This is a genomic window from Segatella buccae ATCC 33574 (genome assembly GCF_000184945.1).
Taxonomy (GTDB): domain Bacteria; phylum Bacteroidota; class Bacteroidia; order Bacteroidales; family Bacteroidaceae; genus Prevotella; species Prevotella buccae.
Window position 1 is genome coordinate 1,937,844 of record NZ_GL586311.1, and the last position, 20,017, is coordinate 1,957,860.

The 20,017-nt window shown below is 50.5% G+C and carries 15 protein-coding genes and 1 tRNA gene; 8 read left to right on the forward strand and 8 right to left on the reverse strand.

Annotation, left to right across the window (positions count from 1 at the left end; translation table 11 throughout):
• Positions 1-64 precede the first annotated feature (64 nt).
• Complete coding sequence (locus HMPREF6485_RS07445; protein ID WP_004345742.1) at positions 65-1,696, reverse strand: RagB/SusD family nutrient uptake outer membrane protein; 1,632 nt, start codon at positions 1,694-1,696, stop codon at positions 65-67.
• A gap of 32 nt (positions 1,697-1,728) precedes the next feature.
• On the reverse strand, positions 1,729-4,473 hold the full coding sequence (locus HMPREF6485_RS07450; protein WP_004345744.1) for a SusC/RagA family TonB-linked outer membrane protein: 2,745 nt from the start codon (positions 4,471-4,473) through the stop codon (positions 1,729-1,731).
• A 136-nt stretch (positions 4,474-4,609) separates the two neighbouring features.
• Between HMPREF6485_RS07450 and tsaA the strand changes: the two genes are divergently transcribed.
• Entirely contained in the window at positions 4,610-5,290 is a 681-nt protein-coding gene (tsaA, locus tag HMPREF6485_RS07455) for a tRNA (N6-threonylcarbamoyladenosine(37)-N6)-methyltransferase TrmO (protein ID WP_004345746.1), read from the forward strand.
• 6 nt (positions 5,291-5,296) lie between these two features.
• Here tsaA and HMPREF6485_RS07460 read toward each other — a convergent pair whose 3' ends face one another.
• The 6 genes from HMPREF6485_RS07460 to sppA all read right to left on the reverse strand — a co-directional run bounded on the left by HMPREF6485_RS07460 (position 5,297) and on the right by sppA (position 12,138).
• Positions 5,297-6,709 carry a glycoside hydrolase family 28 protein gene (locus tag HMPREF6485_RS07460; RefSeq protein ID WP_004345748.1) on the reverse strand — a complete coding sequence of 471 codons (1,413 nt, stop codon included), beginning with the start codon at positions 6,707-6,709 and terminating at the stop codon, positions 5,297-5,299.
• 109 nt (positions 6,710-6,818) lie between these two features.
• Positions 6,819-6,891, reverse strand: a tRNA-Phe gene (locus HMPREF6485_RS07465).
• 314 nt (positions 6,892-7,205) lie between these two features.
• On the reverse strand, positions 7,206-8,312 hold the full coding sequence (gene thiL, locus HMPREF6485_RS07470; RefSeq protein WP_004345751.1) for a thiamine-phosphate kinase: 1,107 nt from the start codon (positions 8,310-8,312) through the stop codon (positions 7,206-7,208).
• A 30-nt stretch (positions 8,313-8,342) separates the two neighbouring features.
• Positions 8,343-9,152 (reverse strand): purine-nucleoside phosphorylase, encoded by an 810-nt coding sequence (locus tag HMPREF6485_RS07475; RefSeq protein ID WP_082160585.1) that lies wholly within the window; start codon positions 9,150-9,152, stop codon positions 8,343-8,345.
• Positions 9,037-10,224: a tetraacyldisaccharide 4'-kinase gene (lpxK, locus tag HMPREF6485_RS07480; protein ID WP_004345753.1), complete on the reverse strand. Its 1,188-nt coding sequence runs from the start codon at positions 10,222-10,224 to the stop codon at positions 9,037-9,039. Before lpxK ends, HMPREF6485_RS07475 begins: the two co-directional genes overlap by 116 nt.
• 123 nt (positions 10,225-10,347) lie before the next feature.
• Positions 10,348-12,138: a signal peptide peptidase SppA gene (gene sppA / locus HMPREF6485_RS07485; RefSeq protein WP_004345754.1), complete on the reverse strand. Its 1,791-nt coding sequence runs from the start codon at positions 12,136-12,138 to the stop codon at positions 10,348-10,350.
• Between the two features lie 260 nt (positions 12,139-12,398).
• Here sppA and axeA1 point away from each other — a divergent pair, with 260 nt between their 5' ends.
• The 7 genes from axeA1 to HMPREF6485_RS07530 all read left to right on the forward strand — a co-directional run bounded on the left by axeA1 (position 12,399) and on the right by HMPREF6485_RS07530 (position 19,983).
• On the forward strand, positions 12,399-13,844 hold the full coding sequence (gene axeA1 / locus HMPREF6485_RS07495; protein ID WP_004345757.1) for an acetylxylan esterase AxeA1: 1,446 nt from the start codon (positions 12,399-12,401) through the stop codon (positions 13,842-13,844).
• Positions 13,845-14,272: 428 nt separating this feature from the next.
• Positions 14,273-15,823, forward strand: a complete 1,551-nt coding sequence (locus HMPREF6485_RS07505; RefSeq protein ID WP_004345758.1) for an HAL/PAL/TAL family ammonia-lyase — start codon at positions 14,273-14,275, stop codon at positions 15,821-15,823.
• 21 nt (positions 15,824-15,844) lie between these two features.
• A complete protein-coding gene (gene fabG, locus HMPREF6485_RS07510) occupies positions 15,845-16,573 on the forward strand; it encodes a 3-oxoacyl-ACP reductase FabG (RefSeq protein ID WP_004345759.1) in 729 nt (242 codons plus the stop codon).
• Positions 16,574-16,805: 232 nt separating this feature from the next.
• Positions 16,806-18,029, forward strand: coding sequence for a beta-ketoacyl-[acyl-carrier-protein] synthase family protein (locus HMPREF6485_RS07515; protein ID WP_004340534.1), 1,224 nt, complete (start codon positions 16,806-16,808; stop codon positions 18,027-18,029).
• A gap of 21 nt (positions 18,030-18,050) precedes the next feature.
• A complete protein-coding gene (locus HMPREF6485_RS07520) occupies positions 18,051-18,572 on the forward strand; it encodes a hypothetical protein (RefSeq protein ID WP_004340535.1) in 522 nt (173 codons plus the stop codon).
• Positions 18,573-18,622: 50 nt separating this feature from the next.
• Positions 18,623-19,714 (forward strand): class I SAM-dependent methyltransferase, encoded by a 1,092-nt coding sequence (locus tag HMPREF6485_RS07525; protein WP_004340536.1) that lies wholly within the window; start codon positions 18,623-18,625, stop codon positions 19,712-19,714.
• Positions 19,715-19,743: 29 nt separating this feature from the next.
• The gene (locus tag HMPREF6485_RS07530) at positions 19,744-19,983 is read left to right on the forward strand and encodes an acyl carrier protein (RefSeq protein ID WP_004345761.1); all 240 of its coding nucleotides are present in this window, start codon (positions 19,744-19,746) and stop codon (positions 19,981-19,983) included.
• The last annotated feature ends 34 nt before the right edge of the window (positions 19,984-20,017 follow it).

Consider the following 20,017-nt stretch of genomic DNA (forward strand, 5'->3'; position numbering starts at 1 on the left):
TTTTTAGAGGACATTATTTCGGCTATTTTCGAAATCTTGCTATAGGTTTAAGACCTTTCCTCCTTCAATATCCCTCATTCTGTTTCAAGTTACCATTAAGGGAGATGGCATTCTTGGGAATAGGAAATACGATGGTGTGGTGGTCTTTCTCACTGGCGAGTGCAGTGCGTAGATCATACGAGCGGTCGAACAGACCGAAGCGTATGAGATCCTGCCGTCGCCACCCCTCCCACATCAGTTCCAACAACCGTTCGTCGAGAATGTTCTCCAAGGTGGCCGTGCGGACACCCATTCTCACCCGGTTGCGCACGGCGTTGAGCTCTGCCGATCCATCTTCACCGTTTCTCACTTTGGCCTCCGCTTTCATCAACAGCACATCAGCATAGCGGAACAGCACGATGTCGTTTCCTTGCAGTTTGCCGTCGGAATAGGCAGTGCGGTCGATTTCGTATTTGCTCATGCGGGCCCCGGCTGTCTTTTCGTATTCCGTACCCGTGAGATTGAAAGCTGTTACGGCCAGCGGACGATAGATTAGTGGAGTGCCGTCTTCCAGCAGCACTTTCTTGCCGTCGACGAGAAGCGTGTCGGCATAGAAGTTGATTGGCCAACGGGCATCGACGGTTGCGGTGCCGTAGCCGTATTTTTTCACGGTGGACAATGTGCCCACAGTGCCGTTTTCGGCATCCATGCTGATGGCCGAACCGTGGCGGTAGTGACGCGAACGGAAGAGATATTGAAACTGGTTGGTGTAGAATGTTTTCTCCATCGGGATGGTGAAGATGTTTTCTACGGAGTTTTCGTTGTGTATGGCGAAATTGGAAGCGTAGTCATCGGCAAGGCGATAGCCTGCACCGGCTATTTTGTCACAGTAAACCACGGTGGTTTGCCATGCGTTGAGGCTTCGGCCGTCCACGGTGAAAGTGATGTTGCTGCCGGCCGGATAATGGTCATCGGTGGGAGTGTCATCAGCGTAGATCTCGGCATTGAGAGCCAGTTTGGCCAGCATGAACCATGCCACCGGACGGGTGATGCGTCCATAGTAGTTGCCCTCATAGTTGCTGTGTGCCAGTGGCAGGGTTTCCGCAGCCTCTTGCAGCTCGTCTACGATAAATCGAAACACTGTGCTGCGCTTGCTCTGGGCGGTCTGAGCGAGTGATGTGCCGTGGGTAGTGACGAGCGGCACATTGCCCCAAAGATCCATGATATACCAATAGTACATGGCCCGCAGGGCTCTCACCTCGCCTTCGTAGCTCCGTCGTTGGGCTTCGGTGAGTATGTTTTTGTGGGCTTCTATTTGGTGGAGCGAACGGTTGCAGAGTATCACCACCTTATAGAGATAGTTCCATGTGGCAAAAAGGGCGTTGTCGGTCGAAGTCCACGAGTGTTCGTAGAGTCGCTGCCAGAAGCCGCCGTCATACCAGTCGCCGCCACGGATGGGGAGCATCTGTTCGTCGGTGGTGAGCGAGTTCCAGTCATAGACTCCGCGATCGGTGCCCTGAAGTCCCTGGCTTTCGTCATGGCCGCCGATGTAGTTGTATAGGGTGGCTACACAGTTGAGTTCAATGTCCTTGGCCGAGGAATAGGCTTCAGACTCGGGCATTTGCCCTTTCGGGTCTTCATCAAGGCAACTGCATGGCAACAGTGTGCATGCAGCGAGTGCGGCTATGAGGAAGGGAGTGGTGCTGATATATTTCATGAGAATGGAGCTTAATGTGTAGGGAGATAGCGTTAAAATTGTATGCTTACGCCTAAGCTGTAAGAGCGGTAGGGAGGATAGGAACGCTTGTCGTCGATGCCAAGCGTACTGCCCACCACGTAGCTGTTGATCATCGGCGTGAGACCGGAGTAGCCCGTGAGTGTGGCAAGATTATTTATTGAGAGCGAGAGGCGCAGACTGTTGATATAGCGGCAGTGTTTCTTCACCGGCACATTCCAGCCGACGGTCACGTAGTCGAAGTTGAGATAGTCACCGCTTTCGAGCCAATAGTCGGTGGCGGTCTGGTCGGCGATGTTGGCTTCGGATGCCCCTTCCATGACATTGTAGGCCGGGAAACTTGTCATGTTCATGTAGGTGAGGGCTGTACCGTTGTATATCTTATGTCCGAAAGCTCCGTTCATTTGCACGGAAATGTCGAAGTCGCGGTAGCGGAAACTTACGTTTGAGCCGAGTGTCATTTTAGGTGTGGCCTGTCCGGCTATATACCGGTCGGCCCCATCGGCTATGTCCACCACCTTGTTACCGTCAAGATCGGCTATGTCGTAGGTGTATTGCCCGTTGGCATTCTTGGAAAGTCCCGTACAATGAGGCAGATAGAACACGCCGAGAGGTTGTCCCACAATTTGGTAGACGATGTTGTTGTCACCTCCGTGGAAGCCTGCACCTGTGAGATGGCCTATGGGGGTGATGTCGGAGGTTGACAGGTAGGTGCCGTTGTAGTTGCCGCTGAGTGAAAGCAACTTGTTCTTTTGGAACGAGAGGTTGACATTGATGTTCAACTCCATGTCCTTTTTGAGCAGTGGGGTCAGGCCAAGTCCCACCTCAAAGCCGCTGTTGCTCATGGACCCGATGTTGGCCAACAGTTTGTCATAGGTGAATGGCGGCACGGGCACATTGTACATGTAGAGCATGTCAGTGGTTTTGGAATAATAGTATTCGGCTGTCAGCACGAGTCGGTTGTCAAACAGTCCGATGTCGGTTCCGATATTGAAGGTGCTGCGCAACTCCCATTTGAGATCGGGATTGGCATTACTGGCTATACCGAGCGTGGCGGCGGGTGTGCCATTCCACGAGACGAGTCCGTTGGGGTTGAGCAGTAACATGGAGTTGTAACTCTCTATACCACCCGTGTTGCCCGAGACTCCATAACCCGAGCGCAGTGTGAGTTTGTCAAGCCGGTGCAGCTGTTGCAGTGCGGAAAATGTATGGAGAAGATTCCACGAGGCAGAAAGCGAAGGAAAAAAGCCCCACTTGTTGCCCTTGCCGAACATCGACGAACCGTCGGCGCGGGCATTGGCCGTGAGCGTGAAAAGCCCCTGACAGTCGTAGCTCACCTGCATCATGGCCGAAGCCAGTTTAGGATTATCGTAATGGCTGCCCGTTCCGCCGTATGGGATGGTGGCTCCGGCAGCGAGGTTGTCATAGCCGAAAGCATTGCTGGTGAATCCTTTTACGGTGGTGAAGAAGCCACGCTGCAAGCGCGACTGGTATTCCCCGAGAAGCAACGCGTCGATGATATGCCCTCTGAAATCGTGGTGATACGTGAGGGAAAGGTTGCCCAGCCAGTCTTCATTTTTCACTTCGGCACGATAGGCCTGCCCTTGTGCCCACACCCATGTGGGGAGATATTGGGCTTTCTCGGTGGAGTTGTACGAATAGGAACCAAAAGCTTTCAGTGCCAAGTCTTGGCTGAGAGCGAAAGAGAGCTGTATGTGTGTGTTGAAGTTGAGTAGCTTGTCATGGTCTTGCTTATGGAGCAGAGACAATGGGTTGCAAATTTGCGAAGCGAGCGCATTTCTGTCCCAGCCACCGGTGGCATTCATACCGTCGGGGTAGGTGGGGTTCTGTGTGGCTGCCGAGTAGAAGAGTTGTTGAGTGTCGAAGATGTTTTTGTTGTTCTGGGAAGAGCCGAATACCCCCAAGTCGATGGTCAGCAGATTGTCGAATGCCTTTTGAGTGAGATCGATCTTGGCCACGAAATTGTCGTATTCGCTGTTTTTTATCACGGTGTTGTGATCCATGAAGCCCAGTGAGGCGCGGTAGCTCGAACTTTCACCGCCTCCGCTGAAAGCGACATGATGGTTTTGTATGAATCCCGTGCGGGTGATGGCTTTCTGGAAATCGGTGTCGAAACCTCCGTCGTTGTAGCCGAGTCCCAGTGCTTTGGCGGTGGAAATGTAGCCATTTCTGTTGAGCATTCTGATTTTGTCGTAGACAGATTCGAAGCCCATGTTGCCATCGTAAGAAATGTGAAACTGCGAACCATGCCCCTTCTTGGTGGTCACTTGTATCACTCCCGAGGCACCACGCGAACCGTAGGGGGCCGTCTCTGCAGCATTTTTCAATATTGCGAAACTGGCAATGTCGGCAGGATAGATGCCACTCAGGGTAGAGAGGTCGCTGTAAACGCCGTCGATGATGACCAACGGGTCGTTGCCACCGGTGAGGGAGGTGGTTCCTCGCACGCGCACGGAACTCAGCATGGCCATGCGGTCGTTACCGGCGGAAGCTATGTTTACACCAACGGCTTGACCGGAAAGGGCATCAAGGGAGGAGGTGATGAGACCTTTTTTCATGCGCGACTGATCCACCACATCTACCGAACCGCCCTTTCCAGTGGAGATGCCTCCCATGAACTCCTTTCTTAGCGAGTCTTGCACAGATGAGGTCAATGCCGTGGTTTGGGCGTGGAGTGGAAACATGGAAGAACTTGCACCAAACAGAAACAGGACTGTGAAACTGCGGATATTTATCATGTCAGTGTCTGATCATTAGGTTGATAAATGTTAACTACAAGGCAAATATAGTAAAAATATATGTAAGAGGATGTTAAAAGCTAATCTTTTTTTAATTTTGCAGACATAAATAGTCCTAACAACAAATTTTCAGAAAATGGAAATCAAGCCTGTAGCCGTCTTTCATTCGCCCTTTTGCTCTAAATTTGGGATACCCAAGCAGAGCGGCATTGTCGGCAATTTACGTGGCAAAATCGTTTTTGTTCCCGAGTTCCGAAATCCCGATGCTTTGCGGGGCATGGAGGAGTTTGAATACTTGTGGCTCGTGTGGGAGTTTTCGGCCAACCGGCATGGGGAGACAAGTCTCATGGTGCGTCCGCCCCGGTTAGGGGGTAACAAAAAGGTGGGTGTGTTTGCTTCTCGCAGTCCTTTTCGTCCCAACAGTCTGGGACTGTCCTCTGTGCGCATTGATCACATTGAGTGGGAAACCGCTTGCGGGCCGATCATCCATGTGCTGGGAGCCGACCTCATGAATGGTACACCCATCTATGACATCAAGCCCTATGTCACCTATGCCGACAGTCACCCGGAGGCGAGGAGCGGATTTGTGGATCGGAGGGAATGGAAGCGACTGAAGGTGGAGATACCCTCTGAGGTGAAAGAACGCCTCATGAGACAAGATGGAATGACGGACGAAAGCATCATGCAGTTGCAGGAGGTGCTGGCTGAAGACCCTCGTCCCCAATACCAAAAAGACCCTCAAAAGGTTTATGGTATGCCTTTTGAGGGTCTGGACATTCATTTTTGCGTAGACGGTGATTGTCTGACGGTTATCTGAAAGATTTTATTGGCGGTTTTCGAATGTCAACAATCTGACATTGGTCAGTTTAATGTCGCTGTTGGCATCAATGTCCGTACTTTTATCCGTATAGAAGATGCAGGAATTTTCAATAGTAATGTGGTGTATCATTCCCCGTTCTCCGTGAGCGGCAATACCTGTCTTTGCCCCGCGACAAATTATATTGGAGATGTGGATATCCTGAAATTCGGGCACATATTCTGCTTTTATAGGAGCTGTAGCTTTCTTTGCACCCACATGGTTGTCCCAATAGGTGGTCTCGAAGACAATAGCTTCATTCTTGATGTCGGTCATGTAGATGTCGCTGATGAAGATGTTTTCGGTTTTGCCACCCCTTTTGACGGCGCTCTTGAAACGCAAACCGGTGTCTGTACCACAGAATTTATTGCGTCTCACGACAATGTTTTTCATACCGCCTGAAAATTCGCTGCCTATGACGAATCCGCCGTGGGCGTTATAAACGGTGTTGTTTTCTATCAGTACATTGGCAACGGGCCCGTATTCAACTCCCTTTGCCCCGGCTCCCGCCTTCATGCAGATGCCGTCGTCTCCGGCATCAATCACATTGTTGATAATGAGCACCTGTCGGCAACTGCTGATGTCTATGGCATCACCGTTTTGTGCATTCCACGGACATTTTACTGTGATACCGTCAATGACGACATTGGTGCAGCGGGTGGGGATGATGTGAAACTTAGGGGAGTTGAGTAGTGTGACACCCTTTACAAGCACGTTTTCGCAGTCAGTGAAGCGCACGAGGTGAGGGCGATATCTTTCTTGGGTCTCATACGTGTCAGCCACATTGCTGAAATGGGTCAGGTTGAACGGATACCAAAGGTCACCTTTAGGAGTCACTGTACCGCCCATGGCTTTGAGCCGGTTCCACTCGGTGTCGCTCACCTTGCCGCGTTTCACGGGTCGCCACCATTCACCGTTGCCGTCAATGATGCCCTCACCGGTGATAGAGATGTTCTTGCGTTTGCTGGCATTGATGCCGGGCGTGGCTTTGTCATCTTTCATCCCGTTTTCAATTTTGATAAAATCATTCTTGTCGGGGGAGAGCACAATAATTGCATTTTTGTCTAAGTGCAGGTCAATATTATCCTTGAAAGAAATCATGCCTGTAAGGTACACGCCTGCCGGCACGTCCAAATGCCCGCCACCTTTCTTGCTTAGCTCACTCATGGCTTTGCCAAAGGCTTCGGTATTCATCGTAACGCCGTCTCCCTTACCTCCGAAATCCGGTAGTGAAACCCGGTTGTCGGGGATGGTGGGAAGTGTGGGGGCACTCATTGGGATGGGCAGATTCTGATAATATTTGTCGTATTCGTTGGAGACGGCCATGGCCCATGATAGCATGAAAAACAGTGTGATGGAAATAATTCTTTTTTTGTTCATTTTGATATGTTTGGTTTGTTTGTTTTTATAAGTGGGTGAAAAGGTAGTGCATATAAAAAAGGATGAGGACTGCCTCTTGCGAGAACAGTCCTCTAAATGAAAGGAGGAGTGGTACCTCTTGGAGTTGAACCAAGGACACATGGATTTTCAGTCCATTGCTCTACCACCTGAGCTAAGGTACCCTTTTCTTTTGCGGTTGCAAAGATATAAATTTTATTTGGAAAGAAAGAGTTGGAATTTGAAAATTTCATGCAGGTTAATATTTATTAACAGAGAACCGTTTGCGATGCTTCCTCCATAGTCTTTAGGCATCAGTAAGGAGAGAAAGAGGGGGATATGTCCTTTTTGAAAAGTGAATTCCTGCCATGCTGCCATTCCATGATAGCTGATGAGATGCAAGAAAACAGCTTGTTGTAAAGGTGAGGCAGCATGGCAGGAGGATCGGAGAAAGCTATTCGCGCACAATCGCTCCTTATCTAAAATGTGGTGGCGGAAGTTATTTAAGTGGGTTCCAACCTTGTGCTTGTAGGGCAAATTCTTGTCCGTCACGTGTGATGAGCATGGCTCCCAAGTCTTCTTTAGTGATATAACCGATCTGCTTGATATTCTCCATGCCTTCTATTTTCTCGTGGTCTCCGATAGGCACGGTAAAAAGCAATTCGTAATCTTCGCCGCCATTCAGGGCACAAGTGATGACATTCATGTTGAATTCTTCTGCCATGACAGCCGCTTGATAATCTATTGGAATATTTTTCTCATAGATGCGGCAGCCGCATCCACTTTGTTTGCAGATATGTAACAGTTCGCTGCTCAATCCATCGGAAATGTCCATCATTGATGTCGGGTGGATGTTGGCATCGCGTAGTTGGGCAATGATGTCACCCCGTGCCTCCGGCTTGAGCTGTCGGTCAAGCAAATACTCCTTTCCGGCAAAGTCGGGCTGGAAATCTTTCATTCTACTGAGTTCGTCGTTTAGGGCGGCAATGTGTTGTGCATTGCCATCGGCCTGTGCCTTCCGCAGCCGTTTTTGTATGTCTTCCACCTGTTGATAATAGACCGTTTTCTCCCTTTCGAGCAGTTGCAGTCCCAAATAAGCTGCCCCGAGATCACCACTCACACAGATGAGGTCGGTCTCCTTGGCGCCGTTGCGGCAGACGATCTCCTCTTTCCGGGCATCGCCAATGCAAGTGATGCTGATAGCCAGACCGGTATAAGAAGCCGAGGTGTCGCCACCGACAATGTCCACATTCCATTTGTCACAAGCCTGTTGCAGACCGCGATAAAACTCCTCAAGGTCTTCTACGGTGAAACGCTTGCTCAAAGCGATGTTTACGATGAGTTGACGAGGCGTACCATTCATGGCGAAGATATCGCTCATATTTACCATGGCAGCCTTATACCCCAAGTGGTACATGTCCATGTAGGTGAGGTCGAAGTGTATGCCTTCCATGAGCATATCGCTGGTGACAAGCACTTCCGTGTCAGGATAGTGCAGAATAGCACTGTCGTCTCCGACACCCTTTATCGTAGTTTTGTTGGTGAGTTTAATGTTTTTGGTGAGTCGGTCAATAAGACCGAACTCACCGAGTTTGGATATTTCCACAATAATATATAATATGAAAATGTCAGATTTTTAACTTCTGCGGATCATTTCGCGCATGATTTCCGTCATCTTGGGTTGGGCAGAGTTGGCAGCAACCTGCACTTCCTCATGACTCACTTCAACCGGCACGTCGAAGCCTCCGAGGTCGGTGATGATGCTTACTCCAAACACCCTGATGCCGCAGTGGCGGGCAACAATGACTTCAGGAACGGTGCTCATGCCCACAGCATCACCGCCTAAAATGCGATACATGCGATATTCGGCCGGGGTTTCAAATGTCGGTCCCTGCACCCCTACATAAGCACCGTGCTGCAATTTGATTCCCTTGCTGTCGGCTATTTCATTTGCCAGTGCTATCAGTTTGGCATCGTAAGGTTCGTGCATATCCGGGAAGCGCGGGCCTGTGGGGAAGTTCTTGCCGCGAAGCGGATGCTCCGGGAAGCAATTGATGTGGTCGGTGATGACCATGATGTCGCCAATGTTGAATTTAGGGTTCATACCGCCCGATGCGTTGCTTACAAAAAGCATTTCTATGCCCAATTCATACATCACGCGTACGGGGAATGTCACATCTTTCATGGAGTATCCTTCATAGAAATGGAAGCGTCCCTGCATGGCGACGATGTCCTTGTCGCCGAGTTTGCCGAAAATCAGTTTTCCGCTATGTCCTTCGACTGTCGAGACCGGGAAATTGGGGATGTCGGAATAGTTGAATTCGTAGCTGTCAGTTATCTCTGAAGCTAATTGTCCCAGTCCTGTGCCCAGAATGATGGCTGTCTTTGGACTTGTTGTCATCCTTTCCTTTAACCAGGATGCTGTTTCTTGAATTTTTTCGTACATAACTAATAATTTTATCATTAAAGTTTTCTGCTCCTTCGAGCATGAATTTTATCTGTATGGGCAGAGCGTAGATATTTTTCCTGACTTCTTCGCTTAGTCCTTTGAGGTCTTGTAGTCTTGCGGCATCTTTCTCTGTTGTGATGATAGCCTTGGGTGAGGGCAGGGCATCGAATGCGCTGTTGATATTGTCTGCATCATGTGTCTTGAATTGGTGATGATCGGGAAAGGTGAGCGTCGTGAGATGATGCATCACACCATTCAGGTCGTTGACCATCTGGCGAGGTGAGGCAATGCCTGTGATGAGGAGTACATTGTGAGTGCCCAACTCTTTCATCGAGGCCGGACAACTGTCATTTCCCTCCGGGAATACAGGTTGGGGAGCGGCATAGTCGATGGTGGTGAAAAAGAGTTTCTGGTAGGGATAGAGGTCAAGAGCTTTAGTGAGCACTCTGAACTCCATCGGCTTCAGGTCTTTCGGACATTTGGTGATGATGACCATGTCAGCCCTGTTCTTTCCCGAGAGTGGTTCGCGAAGCCGGCCTGCCGGAAGCAGTGTGTCGTAGATGATGAGCCGGTGATAGTCTACAAGTAGGATGTTGATGCCCGGTTTCACATAGCGGTGCTGGAAAGCGTCGTCAAGCAAAATTACATCCGTATCCTTGGTAGCCTCGTCGTGTTGCAGTCGGTCGATGCCATGTGTGCGTTTCCTGTCTACGGCTACGAACACACCGGGAAACTTCCGGTGCATTTGGTAAGGCTCGTCGCCTATCTGTTGCACCTGCGTGTCATCGTTGGCGAGCACATATCCACGGCTTTTGCGCTTGTAGCCCCGTGAGAGGACGGCCACCTGTGCCACTTTCTCCAACAGCCGTATGAGATATTCCACGTGAGGAGTCTTGCCCGAACCGCCCACCGTGATGTTGCCCACAGCTATTACAGGAATGTCGAACGCCCGGCTTTTCAACACACCAATGTCGAAAAACCAGTTGCGAAGTCTCACTCCTGCACCGTAAATCCAACTGAGCGGGCGCAGAAATTCATTGATTTTGATAAGATCTCCTTCTGTTCTCACATTGCTTTTTTCTTAATATGGGTGTTTGAAAAGAGCCGTCTCTTTTGCCGTTTATGGTTTCTTGTGTTGACGTTTACATATCCCCATGGGTGTAAATCTGCCAAGCTGTGGCCGACCGACTCCTCATTTCACATCAAGCGTGAAGGGAATCCGGGCCTGCAGCAGTTCACGGTTGCGGGCATTGCGCAGCTCCACAAACGGTTGGTAGAACTCTCCCAAAACCATTCTCATGTGGCTGTCAAGATAGTTATTGTGGTTTTCTGCCTGATTGAGCAACTGTTCCAAGAAGCTGCCAACCAGCGGATATTCTTCCGCATGGTACTTCTTTAGTTTGGCCAGTTGGGCTGCTTTGGTCATTGCCTCTTCCAAACCGCCAAGCTGGTCTACCAGTTTCAGGTGCAGGGCATCCGTTCCCAGCCACACGCGGCCTTGTGCCACGTCTTCCACCTGGGCTGTTTTCATTTTTCGTCCTTCAGCCACACGCTGGCGGAACAGCACATAGCCACGGTTCACATAATTCTGAATGGCTGTAGCTTCGGTCGCATTGAAATGCCGTGCCATGGGCACCATACCTATCGGATAGCTGAAAGTGGCCATCTCGTTGGTCTTTTCTTCATCAAATCTGATACCCAATTTCTGGTTGTACAGCTCGCTGAAATCAGGCAGACAGGCAAAGATGCCGATGCTGCCGGTGAGTGTTGTGGGTTGTGCTACCAGCCAACGGGCACCCATGCTCATGTAGTAGGCCCCCGAAGCAGCCATTCCGCTCATCGATACCACTACGGGCTTTTTGGCGTTGAGCAGTTTCACCTGTCGCCAAAGCTGTTCCGAGGCGTAAGCGTCACCGCCCCCCGAGTTGATGCGCAACACCACCGCTTTCACGTCGTCATCGTCAGCTAAATCGGCCAAGTCGCTGCACACCACGTCGGACACGATTTCTTTCTCGCCACCGAAAAGGCTTTCCGACGGCATCCGCACGATAGAACCTTCACAGTAATAGACGGCTATGGCATCGCCTTGAGAGTCCTCCTCGCTTGCCTCTATCACGTCGCCAACCGTCACTTGGTTGATGTCTTCGTCCTCTTCAATGCCCAGTTGCTTTTTCATGGCAGCCTTCAGTTGGTCGTAATAGAGTAGTCCGTCCACGATTTTATTGCTCACGAGCATCTTGTTGTCGTTCAGGAAGAGGGTGCTGTCAGCCAACTGCCGGAGCTTGGTCGGAGCGATGTTGCGGCTTTTCGACACATCCGCCACCATAATGTCCCATAACCCGTTGATGTAGCGTTTCACTTGTTCGTGGTTGGGTTCGCTCATCTGCTCCTCGGTGTACCGTTCGGTGTAGCTCTTGAACTTGCCCACTTTAAACACCTGATATTTCAGTCCCACCTTGTCGTAGAGTCCTTTGTTGAATTGTATTCGGGCTGCAATGCCGTGCCAGTCGAGCATTCCCTCGGGGTTGAGGTAGAGTTTGTTGGCTATCGAAGTCAGATAATAGGCTCCCTGCGTGTAGGAATCGCCGTATGCGATAATCCACTTGCCGCTTTTTTTGAAGTCGGCCAGTGTGTTGCGCAGTTCCTGTAGCGTGGCGTAGTCGCTCTGCAACACGCCCGCCTGCAAGTAGATACCCTTTATCTTGTCATTGTCTTGTGCTTTCTTGATGGCGTCTTTCAGCTCGTTCAGTCCCAGTTGATTGATTCGATTGCCTGTGAGCCGGCCGATGAAATCTTCTTCCGCCTTTTCGCTGATATCCCCTTGCAGGTTTATCACCAACACCGAATTATCGTCAATCTTGGTCGTTCCGTTGCCAGAAACCATAATGCCGATGAGGCTGATAAAACCCAAGATGAGCATTACGATGCCGAAACCGAAAAGTCCGACAATCGTGGCAAGAACGTGTTTCAGAAAATCTTTCATGTGTCTTCGTTTATGATTGAAACAATAGTATCAGATGCAAAGATAATAAAAAAGGAGAGAAAAGCAAAAAAATATAGAAAAACTACACCATTATTTATTAACTTTGCATAAAATAGGCTGCATTCGGCAATTAGAAAGCAAGCTTTCATTGCGCTCATTTGCGCTATTTTTGCATAAAATAGGCTGCATTCGGCAATTAGAAAGCGAGCTTTCATGAAGCCCTTCGATACACTCAACATACAAAATAAATCGCAAAAACAATGAACAAAAAGATTCTTTCAAGCATGATGGGACGGATGTTGCTGTCCTTTTTGCTGCTTTTCCCGATGGCATTGTCTGTTTCGGCACAAGAAACCGCCCGCAAGTTTCGGCTCTCCTTGTCGGCCGACGGCGAAGCCCAACTCTTTGCCTATCTGCCCTCCTCGCCCACAGGGCGGGCCGTGGTCGATTGTCCCGGTGGAGGTTATGCCCATTTGGCCATGGAACATGAGGGGCATCAATGGGCCGACTATTTCAATCGTCAGGGCATTGCTTTCTTCGTGTTGAAATATCGTATGCCACACGGTGACCGTTCGCTGCCGATAGGAGATGCCGAGGCTGCCATGCGTCTGGTGCGCGACAGTGCAGCCGTGTGGGGCATCAATCCGCACGATGTGGGCATCATGGGCTTCTCGGCCGGTGGGCATTTGGCTTCCACATTGTCCACTCATGCCCCGTTGGCGGCCCGGCCGGATTTCTCCATTCTCTTCTATCCGGTCATAACGATGAATGGGGGCGCACACTCCGGCTCGCGCGAGAATCTTTTGGGCAAGCACCCCGACAAGCAGTTGCTCGACCTTTATTCCAACGAGACACAAGTGCGTGTCCACCGCACACCCCCTGCCATTCTCATCATGGCCAACGACGACAAGGCTGTGCCTCCCGTGGAAAACGGTGTGGCCTATTACAGTGCCATGCGTCGGGCGGGCAATGCCTGTACGATGCTCATCTATCCTTTGGGCGGTCACGGCTTTGGGTTCCGTTCTTCATGGCCTTACCATGAGTTGATGCTCAGCGAACTCACCGCATGGCTCCATCAGCTCCCTTCGTCCAAAGTCGGTGCGCTGCGTGTAGCCTGCATCGGCAACTCCATCACTGAGGGCTATGGCATTCCGATGGCTTCGCAGAACGGTTATCCGGCTGTGCTTCAGTCGATTTTAGGCAACGGCTACTTGGTGAAGAACTTCGGGGTGAGCAGTCGCACGATGCTGAACAAGGGAGACTATCCCTATATGAAAGAGCCGGCGTTTCGCGACGCTCTTGATTTCTGTCCCGATGTGGCCATCGTGAAACTCGGCACCAATGACTCCAAACCCGAAAACTGGCAGTATGGCAGTGAGTTTGCCGCCGACATGCAGACACTCATCGACTCCCTCAAGGCGCTTCCGTCGAAGCCGAAGATTTTCTTGACTACGCCGATACCGGCCTTCAAGTCCACATGGAACATCAGTGACAGTGTCATCACGACCGGGATAATCCCCGTCATCCGCAAGTTGGCCAAGAAAAACAAATGCATGGTGATTGACCTCCACACCCTTTTTGCTGCCGACGGTGACAAAATGCTTCCTGACGGCATCCATCCCAATGCCGAAGGTGCGCGGAAAATGGCCGAAATCATAGCCCGCGAACTGTCTCAGAAAGATCGGAAAAGAAAATGTGAAAAATAAAATGTTAAAATTAAAAGACTTTACACGCCTTTTTGTCGGGAAATAATTAGAGCCTTGTAACAGCCGGAATATTTTCCCGTAGCAGTCCTTTGACTTTCTGAAAGGGCCACGGTTGGAAGCTCATTCGGGCCGAGTGAGAATCCAAGTGTGGCCCTTTCGCATGGCTGTTTGGGCCGGATGACACCCCATATTGGGGGTGGATGGCCTTTGTGGATATAGGGAATGAAAAAAGGGAACGGCTACCCGTTCCCTTTGCTATTGCAAAGATAATACATTTTGAAGCCGTTTCCAAATCGGGTGTGAAAGTTGTTGACAAAGACGGGGCGGCGAGTTTTAATTTTTATCCTTTTTGTTTGGCTACATCGAATATTCTTTTTATTTTTGCAAATCATAGTAACCGGATAAATAATAAGCGTGAGATTGTTTAAATGAATGATGGTTTTGAATTGGCCGAAGTCGAAAAGCTCCTCTTTCAGGGAGGGCAACTCCGACCGGATGAACTTCCCCTTAATGAAGTGGAGAACTGTTATCGGTTTCTGGAAGACTTCTGCTCCGACAAGATTATTTACGGCATCAATACCGGCTTTGGCCCGATGGCGCAATGGCGCGTGGCCGACCTGCATCTGACAGCACTCCAATACAACATCATCCGCAGCCACGCAACGGGGGCAGGCGAACCGTTGCCCGACCTCTATGTGAAGGCGGCTATGATAGCCCGCTTGGGCACTTTCCTGCAAGCCAAGTCGGGGGTGCATGTCGATTGCGTGAAGTTGCTGGTCGAATTTATCAATCGCGGGATATTCCCTTTCATTCCCGAGCATGGAAGTGTGGGCGCAAGCGGCGACCTTGTGCAGTTGGCCCACATCGCACTGACGCTCATCGGCGAAGGCGAAGTGCATTATCGCGGAGAGTGGCGCAAGGCCGGCGATGTGCTTCGTGAATGCCGGTTGGAACCTCTCCGGATTCATATCCGTGAGGGCTTGAGCATCACCAACGGCACGAGTGTCATGACAGGCATCGCCATGGTCAACCAGTTTCGTGCCGAACAGTTGCTTGACTGGGCCACCCTGGCCGGCGTGATGATGAACGAGATAGCCTCGTCGTTTGACGACTTGATGGCCCGTGAGCTCAATGAGGCCAAGCGTCATGAGGGCCAACGGGTGATAGCCGAGCGTATGCGCGCCCTTGCCGAGGGCACACATTGCATGGAAAAGCGCGAGCATGAGCTTTACAACGGCGGGCATGAGGAAAAGACATTTGGGCACAAAGTGCAGGCCTACTATTCGTTGCGGTGTGTGCCGCAGATATTGGGGCCCATTTATGAGACGCTGGCCAACAGCCGTAAGGTGATAGAGGAGGAACTCAACTCGGTCTGCGACAATCCCGTGGTGGATCCCGTGTCGCGGAATGTCTATCACGGAGGCAATTTCCATGGCGACTACATCTCGCTCGAAGAAGACAAGGTGAAGATAGCGGTGGTGAGACTGGCCATGACTTCCGAGCGTCAGCTCAACTATCTGTTTCACGATCGCATCAACGGCATTCTGCCGCCGTTTCTCAATCTGGGCACGTTAGGACTCAACTATGGAATGCAGGCCTGCCAGTTCACGGCCACGTCGACCACGGCCGAGTGTCAGACGCTTGCCATGCCCAACTACGTGCACAGCATTCCCAACAACAACGACAATCAAGACATCGTGTCGATGGGCACTAATACGGCGCTTATCACCCGCCACGTGATAGAAAACTGCCGCCAGATCATCGCCATCCAATACATTGCTTTGGCACAGGCTGTAGACTGTCTCGGCATTCAAGATAAGTTGGCATCCACGAGCAGGCGCATCTATGAAGAAGTCAGAAAGGTCTGCCCCACGTTCGTGGAAGATACACCTTTTTATAAAGATATAAGGAATGTGGAGTGCTGGATGGCCGATCATCCTCTGCGGCTCGCCGATGATCGGGGCGGAAGAGAATCTTAAACAACGACAAACGACAAGTAAATGAAATACGCATTGGTAACGGGAGGATCCCGTGGCATCGGCAAGGCCATCGCCTTGAGGTTGGCACAGACGGGGCTGCCCGTGATAGTAAACTATTGCAGCAACGACGAAGCGGCCCGCCAAACAGTGGCGGAGATAGAGACTGCCGGCGGAAAAGCCGAACTACTGAAGTTTGATGTGTCCGACGGCGAGGCTATTGAGGCTGCGTTGGAAGCGTGGGAAACTGCCCACCCCGACGACTATGTTTCGGTGTTGGTGAACAATGCCGGCATCCGTCGTGACAATCTGCTCATATTCATGCAAAACGAAGAGTGGCGCGAGGTGGTCGATACGCCCCTCAACGGCTTCTTTTTCGTCACCCGCCGGTTGCTCAAAAACATGTTGGCCCATCGTGGCGGGCGTGTCATTAACATTGTCTCGTTGAGTGGCATCAAAGGTCTGCCCGGGCAGACCAATTACAGTGCGGCCAAGGCGGCCCTCATCGGAGCCACCAAGGCTCTTGCCCAAGAGGTGGCCAAGCGCAAGGTAACGGTCAATGCCATAGCCCCCGGCTTCATCGCCACGGACATGACAAAAGATCTGGACGAGAAGGAGTTGAGCAAGCTCATTCCTGCCGGCCGTTTCGGCAGACCCGAAGAAGTGGCTTCGCTCGCCGCTTTCTTGGCCGGTGATGAGGCTGCCTATATCACCGGACAGGTCATCCAAATCAATGGTGGGCTGCATACTTAAAATGCAAAAGGTGAAAAAATAGGTAGCATGAACAATAGGGGAAATGGCCAAATAAACTATGGCTAATTTGCTTCTTTGATCTTCAAATTAGTAATAAAATAAATGTAAATATTCACATAGATGGTGAGGAAATGGGCTCTTTGCACCAATGACGAGGATAGAGAAACATCTGGCAAGATGATGAGCAGGAGTTTTCTTTGCATCTTTGAATTTTTAAATATTTGAGTTTTAAATGATTCGTGTGGTTATTACGGGCATGGGCATTTGGTCGTGTCTCGGAAAAAATAAGGAAGAAGTCACGCAGTCACTTCGTGAGGGGAAGTCGGGCATCGGCATCGAAGAGGAACGGCTGGTGTATGGTTATCAGTCTGCCTTGACGGGACTCGTGGAGCGTCCTGTACTGAAAGGATTGCTCCACCGCCGATTGCGTGCAGGTTTGCCGGAAGAGGGTGAATATGCTTTCATGGCCGCCCGTGAGGCTTTTGAGCAGGCCGGAATCGATGAGGCGTTTCTTCAGCAACACGAAGTGGGCGTCATTTTCGGCAACGACTCGTCGGCCCGCCCGGTCATTGAGGCGGCCAAAATCATGGAAGAGAAGCACGACACCCAGCTTTTGGGGTCGGGCTATATCTTTCAGTCGATGAACTCCACAGTGAATATGAACTTGAGTTCTATCTTCCAGTTGCGCGGCGTCAACTTCAGTGTGAGTTCGGCTTGTGCCAGTGGCAGTCATTCCATAGGCTTGGGCTATCTGCTCATCAAACAGGGATTGCAAGACCGCATCCTTTGTGGTGGGGCGCAAGAGGTGAACTATTATTCCATGGCAACTTTCGATGCGCTTGGCGCTTTTTCCATGCGTATGGATGAACCGGCCAAGGCCTCCCGCCCGTTCGATCGCGATCGCGACGGATTGGTGCCGAGCGGTGGCGGTGCAGCTGTGATGCTTGAAAGTTATGAGAGTGCTGTAAGGCGTGGTGCCCCCATCCTTGCCGAAGTGTGTGGATATGGCTTTTCGTCCAACGGCGGTGGCATCTCGCAACCTTCCGATGAAGGCAGCGTGATTGCTATGGAGCGTGCGTTGCAGATGGCAGGACTTGAAGTCGGCGATATTGATTATATCAACGCCCATGCCACTTCCACCCGGCAGGGAGACATGTTTGAAGCAATGGCACTCGATCGCATGTTTCGTGGTCGCCATGCACTCATCTCGTCCACCAAAGGCATGACGGGGCATGAGTGTTGGATGGCCGGTGCAAGTGAAATCGTGTATGCCACGCTGATGATGCAGCACGGTTTCGTGGCTCCAAACCTCAATTTTGAGAATCCCGATGAGTATTCCGAACATCTGAATATTGCCACCCAAACAGTGGAAACAGAAATCAACGCAGTTCTAAGCAATAGTTTCGGATTCGGAGGAACCAATTCGGCCTTAGTGATAAAGAAAGTAAAAGAGTAGCAACTTTAATATTTCACGCTTATGAAAAAAATGATGATGGTGGCAGCTTTCTTGCTGTCTGTAGTTTCTGCTTTTGCAGGAGAGAAAGTTGATTTAAGTGCTCTGAAGGGCGAACAGAAAATCAATTTTGTGGTAGACTGGGCCGACTTGACCATCGACCGTAAGTCTGTTCCCAACTGGCTGGAAGTTCGTCAGGCCGACCAACCTGATTGGGATGCCAAGAAAGAACTGAATGAGGAGTTGAAACCTCGGGTAGACGATTTAGTTGAGGCTGCCAATAAGAAGTTGAGCTCTTGCAACTTGTACCTCAGCAAGGACAAATCTTGTAAGTACACATTGGTTTTGAAGCCTCAGAACGTCAGCAAGAAGGGCGACAATATCATCAAGTGTGTGGTGAAGACGACTTCCGGTAAGAAGACCATAGCCGAGTTTTCTATTGCTGGAAAAGGTGGAACGTTCGGTTCGATGTCAAACCTTTGGGGAGATGGGTTCAAGGATTCCGGCAAGAAGTTGGGCAATTTTATCAAGAAAGCTTTAAAGTGAGGGCGGTTGGTGGCAGATTTGCCATCATCCTCTATGAGAAGTTATAGACCATGTATCTTTCGGCACCGTTAGAAAGAAAATATACGAAAGAAACGTTGTCAGCACGCGAAGCACAGCGGTTGGCAGAGTTTATTGCTTTCGGCCCGATAGTTTTTGAGGTGTCTCGCTTGATGATCAAGTGGGGCATCCTCGAAATGCTACGTACAGAAGAATTGACCGCAGCAGAAGTGGCGGAGCGTGCAGGCGTGAGTGTCTATGCGGCCAAGTGCCTGCTGGAAGCCTCGTTGGGCATCGGCACAGTGTTAGTCAACAAAGACACCGACCGCTTTTCGATATCCAAAACTGGTTGGTTTCTGCTCAACGACCCCGCTACGCGGGTGAACGTTGACTTCAACCACGATGTCACCTATCAAGGAATGTTCCGGTTGGAGGAGGCCCTAAAAGAAGGCCGGCCGGTAGGTTTGAAGCATCTCGGTGATTGGAGCACCATCTATGAGGGGCTGTCACGGTTGCCCGATGATGCCCGGAAAAGCTGGTTTGCCTTCGACCATTTTTATAGTGACAGTTCGTTTGAAGAAGCTTTGGCTATTGTTTTTGCCAAGAAACCGCGTGAGTTGATGGATGTAGGAGGCAATACCGGCCGATGGGCCATGCAATGTGTGGCTCACGATGAGGCGGTGCGGGTCACCATCGTCGACTTGCCGCAGCAACTGGAGCTGATGCGCCGGTATACTGCCGGGAAGCATGGAGCCGACCGCATTGATGGTTATGCCATGAATCTGCTTGACCGCGAGAGCCGGTTTCCGACTGACAAGCACTTTGATGCTATTTGGATGAGCCAATTCCTCGACTGTTTCGGCGAAGACGAGATAGAGAGCATTTTGGCGCGGGCGGCCCGGGTGATGGACGAAAATACTACTTTATATATTATGGAGACCCTTTGGGATCGCCAAAAATATGAAACGGCAGCCTTTTGCCTGACCCAGACCAGCCTTTATTTCACCGACATAGCCAATGGAAACAGCAAGATGTATCACTCTGATGACCTCATCCGTTTGATTGGAAAAGCAGGCTTGCGGGTGGATAAGATACACGACAACCTCGGACAAGGACACTCCATCATAGAGGTGAAGACCCAATAAGAATATATCAATAGAAATCATATCAATTTATGGAAAGAAAAGAAATAGAAGAAAAAGTTAGAGAATTTCTGATCGATGATCTGGAAATCGACGAAGAGAATATTGCCCCCGAGGCCCTGTTAAAAGACGACCTCGGCATTGATTCGCTCGACTTTGTAGACATCGTGGTGATTGTCGAAAAGAAGTTCGGTTTCAAAATCAAGCCTGAAGAAATGGCGGGTGTGAAAACTTTGAAGGATTTCTGCGATTATATCGAGTCGAAAGTATAATTCGGATTTTTGTCTTTTCCGGAACAAAAGAATA

What these genes read in the sequence shown, in the direction of transcription:
- HMPREF6485_RS07520 (WP_004340535.1), top strand. Translation starts at nt 18,051, where the DNA reads ATGAAAAAAATGATGATGGTGGCAGCTTTCTTGCTGTCTGTAGTTTCT.
- HMPREF6485_RS07525 (WP_004340536.1), top strand. Translation starts at nt 18,623, where the DNA reads ATGTATCTTTCGGCACCGTTAGAAAGAAAATATACGAAAGAAACGTTG.
- tsaA (WP_004345746.1), top strand. Translation starts at nt 4,610, where the DNA reads ATGGAAATCAAGCCTGTAGCCGTCTTTCATTCGCCCTTTTGCTCTAAA.
- HMPREF6485_RS07450 (WP_004345744.1), bottom strand. Translation starts at nt 4,473, where the DNA reads ATGATAAATATCCGCAGTTTCACAGTCCTGTTTCTGTTTGGTGCAAGT.
- HMPREF6485_RS07505 (WP_004345758.1), top strand. Translation starts at nt 14,273, where the DNA reads ATGAATGATGGTTTTGAATTGGCCGAAGTCGAAAAGCTCCTCTTTCAG.
- fabG (WP_004345759.1), top strand. Translation starts at nt 15,845, where the DNA reads ATGAAATACGCATTGGTAACGGGAGGATCCCGTGGCATCGGCAAGGCC.
- HMPREF6485_RS07515 (WP_004340534.1), top strand. Translation starts at nt 16,806, where the DNA reads ATGATTCGTGTGGTTATTACGGGCATGGGCATTTGGTCGTGTCTCGGA.
- HMPREF6485_RS07530 (WP_004345761.1), top strand. Translation starts at nt 19,744, where the DNA reads ATGGAAAGAAAAGAAATAGAAGAAAAAGTTAGAGAATTTCTGATCGAT.
- HMPREF6485_RS07460 (WP_004345748.1), bottom strand. Translation starts at nt 6,709, where the DNA reads ATGAACAAAAAAAGAATTATTTCCATCACACTGTTTTTCATGCTATCA.
- HMPREF6485_RS07475 (WP_082160585.1), bottom strand. Translation starts at nt 9,152, where the DNA reads ATGTACGAAAAAATTCAAGAAACAGCATCCTGGTTAAAGGAAAGGATG.
- HMPREF6485_RS07445 (WP_004345742.1), bottom strand. Translation starts at nt 1,696, where the DNA reads ATGAAATATATCAGCACCACTCCCTTCCTCATAGCCGCACTCGCTGCA.
- axeA1 (WP_004345757.1), top strand. Translation starts at nt 12,399, where the DNA reads ATGAACAAAAAGATTCTTTCAAGCATGATGGGACGGATGTTGCTGTCC.
- sppA (WP_004345754.1), bottom strand. Translation starts at nt 12,138, where the DNA reads ATGAAAGATTTTCTGAAACACGTTCTTGCCACGATTGTCGGACTTTTC.